The organism is Salipiger sp. (assembly GCF_059781815.1).
Map to the genome: position 1 here is coordinate 1 of NZ_JBYNAH010000255.1, position 7,137 is coordinate 7,137.

At 68.0% G+C, this 7,137-nt stretch carries 9 protein-coding genes and 1 pseudogene; 5 read left to right on the forward strand and 5 right to left on the reverse strand.

Translation table 11 applies throughout. The features are described from left to right. Nucleotides 1-225, forward strand: a 225-nt coding sequence (locus tag AC6RA4_RS21780) for a DUF4339 domain-containing protein (protein WP_500163876.1), incomplete at its 5' end; no start/stop codon positions are given. Nucleotides 226-323: 98 nt separating this feature from the next. After that, nucleotides 324-620: a putative quinol monooxygenase gene (locus AC6RA4_RS21785; RefSeq protein ID WP_500163878.1), complete on the forward strand. Its 297-nt coding sequence runs from the start codon at nucleotides 324-326 to the stop codon at nucleotides 618-620. 6 nt (nucleotides 621-626) lie between these two features. Here AC6RA4_RS21785 and AC6RA4_RS21790 read toward each other — a convergent pair whose 3' ends face one another. Both AC6RA4_RS21790 and AC6RA4_RS21795 read right to left on the reverse strand, forming a co-directional pair. Then, nucleotides 627-914 carry a cupin domain-containing protein gene (locus AC6RA4_RS21790; protein WP_500163879.1) on the reverse strand — a complete coding sequence of 96 codons (288 nt, stop codon included), beginning with the start codon at nucleotides 912-914 and terminating at the stop codon, nucleotides 627-629. Then, nucleotides 904-1,476, reverse strand: a complete 573-nt coding sequence (locus tag AC6RA4_RS21795; RefSeq protein ID WP_500163881.1) for a hypothetical protein — start codon at nucleotides 1,474-1,476, stop codon at nucleotides 904-906. Before AC6RA4_RS21795 ends, AC6RA4_RS21790 begins: the two co-directional genes overlap by 11 nt. 161 nt (nucleotides 1,477-1,637) lie before the next feature. On the opposite strand from AC6RA4_RS21795, the gene AC6RA4_RS21800 reads away from it, so the two are divergent. Beyond that, entirely contained in the window at nucleotides 1,638-2,723 is a 1,086-nt protein-coding gene (locus AC6RA4_RS21800) for a primosomal protein N' (replication factor Y) - superfamily II helicase (RefSeq protein WP_500163882.1), read from the forward strand. A 99-nt stretch (nucleotides 2,724-2,822) separates the two neighbouring features. On the opposite strand, the gene AC6RA4_RS21805 is transcribed toward AC6RA4_RS21800, so the two are convergent. Further along, entirely contained in the window at nucleotides 2,823-3,236 is a 414-nt protein-coding gene (locus AC6RA4_RS21805; RefSeq protein WP_500163883.1) for an Hsp20/alpha crystallin family protein, read from the reverse strand. A gap of 133 nt (nucleotides 3,237-3,369) precedes the next feature. On the opposite strand from AC6RA4_RS21805, the gene AC6RA4_RS21810 reads away from it, so the two are divergent. Both AC6RA4_RS21810 and dtd read left to right on the forward strand, forming a co-directional pair. After that, nucleotides 3,370-4,269: a carbohydrate kinase family protein gene (locus AC6RA4_RS21810; protein WP_500163885.1), complete on the forward strand. Its 900-nt coding sequence runs from the start codon at nucleotides 3,370-3,372 to the stop codon at nucleotides 4,267-4,269. After that, nucleotides 4,266-4,706: a D-aminoacyl-tRNA deacylase gene (gene dtd / locus AC6RA4_RS21815; protein ID WP_500163886.1), complete on the forward strand. Its 441-nt coding sequence runs from the start codon at nucleotides 4,266-4,268 to the stop codon at nucleotides 4,704-4,706. The genes AC6RA4_RS21810 and dtd overlap by 4 nt, the downstream gene beginning before the upstream one ends. 157 nt (nucleotides 4,707-4,863) lie before the next feature. Here dtd and AC6RA4_RS21820 read toward each other — a convergent pair whose 3' ends face one another. Continuing rightward, the gene (locus tag AC6RA4_RS21820) at nucleotides 4,864-6,765 is read right to left on the reverse strand and encodes an acyl-CoA synthetase (RefSeq protein WP_500163888.1); all 1,902 of its coding nucleotides are present in this window, start codon (nucleotides 6,763-6,765) and stop codon (nucleotides 4,864-4,866) included. Nucleotides 6,766-6,906: 141 nt separating this feature from the next. Continuing rightward, nucleotides 6,907-7,137 (reverse strand): annotated as a pseudogene (locus AC6RA4_RS21825) (class I SAM-dependent methyltransferase); the annotation flags it as partial.

A 7,137-nucleotide genomic window follows, 5' to 3' on the forward strand; every position in this document is an offset into this window, starting at 1 on the left:
CCGCCTCCCCCGCCGCCGGTGGAGCATGTCTGGCACCTCGCCGAGAACGGCCAGACCAGCGGGCCGTTCTCCAAGGCACGGCTCGGGCGCATGGTCACCGAGGGCGGGCTCACGCGCGAGACCTTCGTCTGGACGCAAGGCCAGGATGGCTGGAAACGCGCCGAGGACGTGGCCGAGCTGGCGCAGCTCTTCACCGTAATGCCTCCGCCGCCCCCGGGCGCCTGAGCGACAGCCGGGGCCAGACGTGCTATCCTGTCGCAAGGCAGGGGCCCGGTATCGGGGGCCATCAGACGGGCGGGAACCGCATTTCAGGAGGTTCCCCGATGATCCTGCGGCTCTTTCAGGTCACGACCCGCCCCGGCAAGGAGGCGGAGTTCTCCCACTTCTTTCACGAGGTCGCGATCCCCTTGATGAACACCACCGACGGCATCGTCTCGGTGCTGCCCGGCGCCGCGCGGGCCGACAGCCCGCGCGAATTTGCCTTCGTGATGGTCTGGCGCGATCTCGATGCGCTCAAGGCCTTTGTCGGCGAGGACTACACCACGCCGCATATCGATCCCGCCGAGGACGCGCTGGTCGAGTCGCGCACGATCCGCCATTACGACCTCGCCGAAGTCTGAGCCGCCTCAGGCGACGAGCTCGACCTCGATGAAGCTCATCGGGGTGTCGCCGTAATTGATCACGTTGTGCTCGGTGCCGGCATCGCGGCGATAGACCTCGCCGGCCTTGGTCACCACCTCGCGGACCTCGCCGCCGGGCAGTTGCAGCCGCATCGTGAGATCGGTCAGCGCCACGATGACGTAGTCGTATTCATGCACATGCCAGCCGGTCTCGGCGCCGGGTTCGAAATCGAACCGGGTGACGCGGGTGCGGGCGTCGGAAATCATCTGCGTGGCGGCTGCTTCATTGCACATCGGGGAGGTCCTTCGGTTGGGGAGAAGAGATCGGAGAGAGCGCGCTCATCATCAACGGCCCCATGCAGGCATCGGCCGGAAAGCTCAGCGCATCGTCGCGCAAGGCCGGAAACGGACGCGAGGGTTCGACCTGTGAGGCGAGGATCAGCGTGCCGTCGATGCAGAGATCCTGCGCCGCATTGCCGATGTTGAAACCGAAACCGCCGGGGCCGCAATCGGTGCCGAACCCGTCCATGTTCCACGCCTGCGGCATCATCGCGCCCTCGCCGAACACGGCGAATTCCGAGCTCTGCGGCAGGAAGGTCAGCGCCCAGCTGGTTTCCTCGTTCAACATCGACAGCGCCCAGCGCCCGACCGGCGCGCCGTCGCGGCTGCCCTCGATGTAAAAGCAGGTCAGGTCGCTGCCCGTGACGATGCCGCCATCCAGCAGCTCTGCGTCGAAGGACATGGCGCCGTGCATCGCGTAGCCGCCCCCGCCCTGCCACTCGAAACGGTAGCGCGCCTCATCGGCGCCGGCGCCCGCCGCCGCGCAGAACACGAGCGCTGCCAAAATCGCTTTCACGCGGTGACCCATGGTGCCCTCGTGACATTCCTTTTGTTTCGCGGCCCGGCGCGCCGGGCCTGTTCGGCGTCACCCTAGACAGCCGTTCCGGAAAGGAAAACCGGGTTCCATCGCCCCGGCATCCGACCTAGGGTCGGCCTGCCGGAAACAATGGGGCCGTGATGACCGAGGAACACCGTTTTCCCTGCCAGCAATGCGGCGCCGATTACCGCTACGATCCCGCCAAGGGGCAGTTGGTCTGCGACCATTGCGGCGATGTGCAGGAGATCGCCGAGAGCGGGCCGTGGAGCAACTCGATCCGCGAGCTCGATTTCCGCGCCGCCATCGACGACCTGCTGCCGCTGCAGGAGATGGAGGATCTGCGGGTCACCCAGTGCCCGAATTGCGGCGCCGAGGTCGAGTTCGACCCCGACACCCACGCCACCGAATGCCCGTTCTGCGCCACCCCCGTGGTCACCGACACCGGCACCCACCGGCAGATCAAGCCGCGCGGCGTGCTGCCCTTCATCCTCGACGAACGCGCCGCCCATGACGCCATGACCGGCTGGCTCGGGCGGCTGTGGTTCGCGCCGAACGGATTGAAGGAATACGCCCGCAAGGGGCGCAAGATGCAGGGCATCTACGTGCCCTACTGGACCTTCGACGCGCAGACCCAATCGGCCTATCGCGGCCAGCGCGGCACGGTCTATTACGAGCGCCGCACGGTGATGCGCGACGGCAAGCGCCAGACCGTGCAGGTCGCCAAGGTGCGCTGGCGCTCGGTCTCGGGGCGGGTCGCACGGTTCTTCGACGACGTGCTGGTGCTGGCCTCGCGCTCGCTGCCGAAGAAATTCACCGACGCGCTCGAGCCATGGGATCTGACCCGGCTCGAGCCCTACCAGCCCGAATTCCTCGCAGGCTTCCGCGCCGAGGGCTACCAGGTCGATCTCGACGAGGGCTTCCGCGAGGCTCGCGCCATCATGGACCGTCAGATCGAGCGCGACGTGAAATTCGACATCGGCGGCGACCGTCAGCGCGTCGAGGCCGTCGACACGCAGGTCTCGGCGGTCACCTTCAAGCATGTGCTGCTGCCGGTCTGGCTGGCCGCCTACAAATATCGCGGCGAGACCTACCGCTTCGTGGTCAACGGCACCACCGGACGGGTACAGGGCGAACGGCCGTGGTCGAGCTGGAAGATCGCGGCTGCGGTGGTGCTGGGCCTGATCCTCGCCGTCATCGCCGGCTTCATCCTCGCGCAGGGGCAATAGCGCACAGCAAAATAGGGCGGGCATCGCTGCCCGCCCTACGTCACGGTGTCCGGGACCGGTCTCGGGGAAGGCGGGACGGGGATCTCCGCCCTGTTCGACCTATCCCCTGGTCACCGTGATCTTCCTGCCCCGGCTCTCCTCCGGCGCTTTCCTCGGGACAGTGATCTCGAGCACTCCGTCCTTCATGCTGGCCGCGGCGCCTTCGGCGTCGGCGTCAGGGGGCAGCCGGAAGGTCCGGCGAAACGCACCGTATTCACGCTCGGTGAAGAACCACGTCTCGCCCGTCTCCTCCCGGGTTTCCGATTTCTCGCCGGTCACCGTCAGGACCCCGTCCTCGACCGAAAGGTCGACGGCGTCTTCAGGGACGCCGGGCAGTTCCATGGTGATCCGGTAGCCTCCTTCGTGAGAGGAGGCATCGGATGCAGGTGTCAGCCAGTCGGAGATCTTCGAGCCGATCCCGCGCAGCGGCGCGTAGAGATGCGGCCAGAGGCCAGTTTGGGTTGTTTCGACCATGACACACCTCCTTTCCTACATATGCGAGTTTCCGACTGTTTCGGGGCCCGCGCCATGATCCTGCGCAAATCCGGGCCTTGTTTCTGGCCTCGCAACACGGCAAGTTGCGGCGCTAACAGATGGAGGACCGAAGATGATCCTGTGCTGCGGCGAATCGCTGATCGACATGCTGCCCCGGACCGCCACCACCGGCGAGCCGAGCTTTGCCCCCGTTGCGGGCGGCGCGGTGTTCAACACCGCCATCGCGATCGGTCGCCTCGGCGCCCCGAGCGGCTATCTCGGCGGTATCTCGACCGACCTCTTCGGCACGGTTCTGGCCGATGCGCTGAGCGCCTCGCGGGTGGATTTCTCGCTGTCGCCGCGCTCCGAGCGCCCGACGACGCTGGCTTTCGTGACGCTGACCAACGGCCACGCGCAATACGCCTTCTACGACGAGAACACCGCCGGGCGGATGCTGTCCGAGGATGACCTGCCCGCGCTCGGCGACGACACCGAGGCGCTGTTCTTCGGCGGCATCAGCCTGGTCTCCGAGCCCGCCGCCGACAGCTACGCCGCGCTCTGCGCGCAGGCGGGCGAGCGGCTGGTGATGATCGATCCCAACATCCGCCCCGGCTTCATCACCGACGAGCCGCGCTACCGCGCCCGGCTTGCCGCGATGCTGGGCCGCGCCGATATCGTCAAGATCTCGGACGAGGACATGGCGTGGCTCGGCACCACCCCCGCGGCCCTGATCGAGGGCGGCGTGGCGCTGGTTCTCGAAACCCGCGGCGCCGAAGGCGTGGTGGCCTATTCCTCCGCGGGCGAGATCTCGGTGCCGGCAGAGCGCGCCGAGGTGGTCGACACCGTGGGCGCGGGCGACACCTTCAACGCCGGCCTGCTGGCCGGGCTCTGGCGCGACGGGCTGCTGTCGCGCAGCTCGGTGCGGGGCGCGGCACTCGACGACCTGCGCGCCGCCATCGCGCTTGGCGCCAAGGCGGCGGCGGTCACCGTCAGCCGGGCCGGCGCCAATCCGCCATGGGACCACGAACTGTGAGAGCGCTGATCCAGCGCGTCTCCGAGGCGCGCGTGACGGTCGAAGGCGCGGTGCTGGGCGAGGTCGGCCCGGGGCTTCTGGTGCTGGTCTGCGCGATGCAGGGCGACACCGAGGCGCAGGCCGACAAGCTCGCCGCCAAGATCGCCAAGCTGCGGATCTTCAAGGACGAGGCCGACCGCATGAACCTGTCGGTGCGCGACGTTTCGGGGGCCGCTCTGGTGGTGAGCCAGTTCACGCTTGCCGCCGAGACCAAGGGCAATCGCCCGGGCTTCTCCACCGCCGCCGCCCCGGAAGAGGGCAAGCGTCTCTACGAACATTTCGCCGCCAGGCTGCAGGCCGAGGGCGTCCCCGTGGCCACCGGCCGCTTCGGCGCCGACATGAAGGTCTCGCTGGTCAATGACGGGCCGGTGACGATCTGGCTCGACACCGAGAGCTGAGGCCCGAACGCTCCCGGGCCGGCATGCATCTCGACCACCGGGCGCCGAACCTCCGCCCGACTCGATCAGCTTCGGGCGGTCTGGCGTCTGCCGCACAACACCCGCCATCGCCGCCCGCGGGATCGCGTCACGGGCAGCCTCGAGGGGATGCGTCTCCCTACTCCGCCGCTGCCGCGGCCTCTTCGGTCCAGTCCCATGGCCGGGTATAGGCGCCAAGGCAGTGACAGACCGCCTCCTCGTTCGAGCCGTTGCGCACGACCTGCGCCACCAGCCCGCGCTTGCGGTCGTCGATCACGTCGACCACCCGCGCCTGCAGCCCCGCCGCTTCCAGCGCCGCGTTGTACACGCGCTCGATCGCGTGCATCCGCAGCTTCGGCTTGAACACCTTGCCAACGGCGGTCTTCGGCAGCTCGGACAGGATGGTCATGTGCTTGGGATAGGCCGCGCGCTCGTGGATGTGCACGCGGGCGTGCTTCATTAGCTCGTCCTCGCTGACCTCGGCCCCCGCGACCAGCTCCACGAAGGCGCAGGGCAGCTCGCCCGCATGGGCATCCGGCTGGCCGATAGCACCGGCGAAGGCCACCGCCGGGTGCGCCAGCAGCGCCTCCTCGATCTCCGCCGGGTCGATGTTGTGACCGCCGCGGATGATCAGATCCTTCGCCCGCCCGGTGATCCAGAGATAGCCATCCTCGTCGACCCGACCGAGATCGCCGGTGCGCAGGTAGATGTCCTCGTGGAAGAGGTCGTGGTTCTTGTCCTGCTCGGTATAGGTCGAGCCGGCATAGACGCCCGGGTTGGCGACGCAGATCTCGCCGATCTCGTCGGTCTCGCACTCCTGCGGGCCGCCGGCGGTCTGCTTGACGATCTTGACGTGGGTGTAGGGGAAGGGAATGCCAATCGAGCCGACCTTCTTCTCGCCCTCGGGCGGGTTCACCGAGACGAGGCAGGTCGCCTCGGTCAGGCCGTAGCCCTCGCAGATGGTCACGCCGCAGGCGCTCTCGAAGCGCTTGAACAGCTCCATCGGCATCGGCGCCGAGCCCGAGAACGCCACCTTCACCGTCGAGATGTCGGCATCGACCTTGCGCTGCATCAGCGCCGAGACCGCGGTCGGCACGGTGATCACGAAGGTGATCTTCCAGCGCTCGCAGAGCTTCCAGAAATTGTCGAACACGCCCTCGCCGCGATAGCCCGCAGGCGTCGGGAAAACGACATGCGCGCCCGAGCAGATCGCCGACATCAGGATCACGTGTACCGCGAAGACGTGGAACAGCGGCAGCGGACACATGATGTTGTCCTGCTCGTCGAAGAGCAGCGTGTGTCCGAGCCAGCCGTTGTAGAGCATCCCCGAATAGAGGTGCTGCGCAACCTTGGGCATCCCGGTGGTGCCGCCGGTGTGGAAATAGGCCGCGACGCGGTCGCCGGTGCTGTCGGCAAAGCTCAGCGTGGTCGGCTGCTTGCGCAGTTCCTTGTTGAAGCACAGCACGTCGGCATGGGGATGGCCGTTGGTCTTGGGCCGGATCAGCGGCACGATCCAGGATTTCGGCGGTGTGAGATAGCGGTTGAGATCGATCTCGAGCACCGTGTGCACATGCGGCGCGTGGCGGCAGGCCTCGGCCACCTTCTGCGCAACGTCGGTCTTCGGAAACGCCTTGAGCGTGACCACCACCTTGGCGTCGGTCTCGCGCAGGATGGCGGCGATCTGCTCGGGTTCGAGCAGCGGATTGATCGGGTTCACGATCCCCGCCACCGCGCCGCCCAGCAGGGTGTAGAGCGTCTCGTTGCAGTTCGGCAGCACGTAGGCGACGACGTCGGTCTCGCCAATGCCGAGGCTGCGGAACAGGTTGGCCGCCTGCGCCGTGCGGTCGCGCAGCTGCGCCCATGTCACCGTCTCGGCCTTGTCACCAGGCCCCGAGAACATCTGGTAGCTCACCGCCGGACGGTCGGGGAAGGCCTCCGCCGTGCGGCTCAGCTGCCCCCAGAGCGTGGCGGGAACATCGCGTTCCGCCCACGGCATCTCGGCTTCGATCGCGTTGCGGTCGCTCACGGACGCAAAGCTCATGGTGTGGCTCCTCCCCTCGGGCCCGGTCTGCCGGGCCGTTTTCTCCTCGCGTACAGTCTGAGAAGGATCAGCCCGTCGCGCAAGAGTCGCGGACGTAACGGCATCCGTCCCGCGACGCAACGTCCCGGCGCGCCGGCTGGATCAGGTGCGCGCGCGACCGCCGGTCCGCAGCAATCCGGAGTAGAGCAGCAGCCCCCAGGGCGCCAGCGCCGCTTCGACCTGCGCCCAGGCGGTGCCAAATCCCAGCGCGTCGAAGCGGGCGGCACGAGCGATCTCGTCGAGGCTCCGGCGCCCGTCGATCGCCGCCAGCACCGGCGCCGCGCCGCGCGGCAGCGCGATCTCGGCCGAGAGCTGGCCGACGCGCAGCGGCAG

Bases quoted from the DNA above. Each gene is read 5' to 3' on its own strand.
- AC6RA4_RS21785 (WP_500163878.1), top strand. From the start codon at position 324: ATGATCCTGCGGCTCTTTCAGGTCACGACCCGCCCCGGCAAGGAGGCG.
- AC6RA4_RS21800 (WP_500163882.1), top strand. From the start codon at position 1,638: ATGACCGAGGAACACCGTTTTCCCTGCCAGCAATGCGGCGCCGATTAC.
- AC6RA4_RS21820 (WP_500163888.1), bottom strand. From the start codon at position 6,765: ATGAGCTTTGCGTCCGTGAGCGACCGCAACGCGATCGAAGCCGAGATG.
- AC6RA4_RS21810 (WP_500163885.1), top strand. From the start codon at position 3,370: ATGATCCTGTGCTGCGGCGAATCGCTGATCGACATGCTGCCCCGGACC.
- AC6RA4_RS21790 (WP_500163879.1), bottom strand. From the start codon at position 914: ATGTGCAATGAAGCAGCCGCCACGCAGATGATTTCCGACGCCCGCACC.
- AC6RA4_RS21805 (WP_500163883.1), bottom strand. From the start codon at position 3,236: ATGGTCGAAACAACCCAAACTGGCCTCTGGCCGCATCTCTACGCGCCG.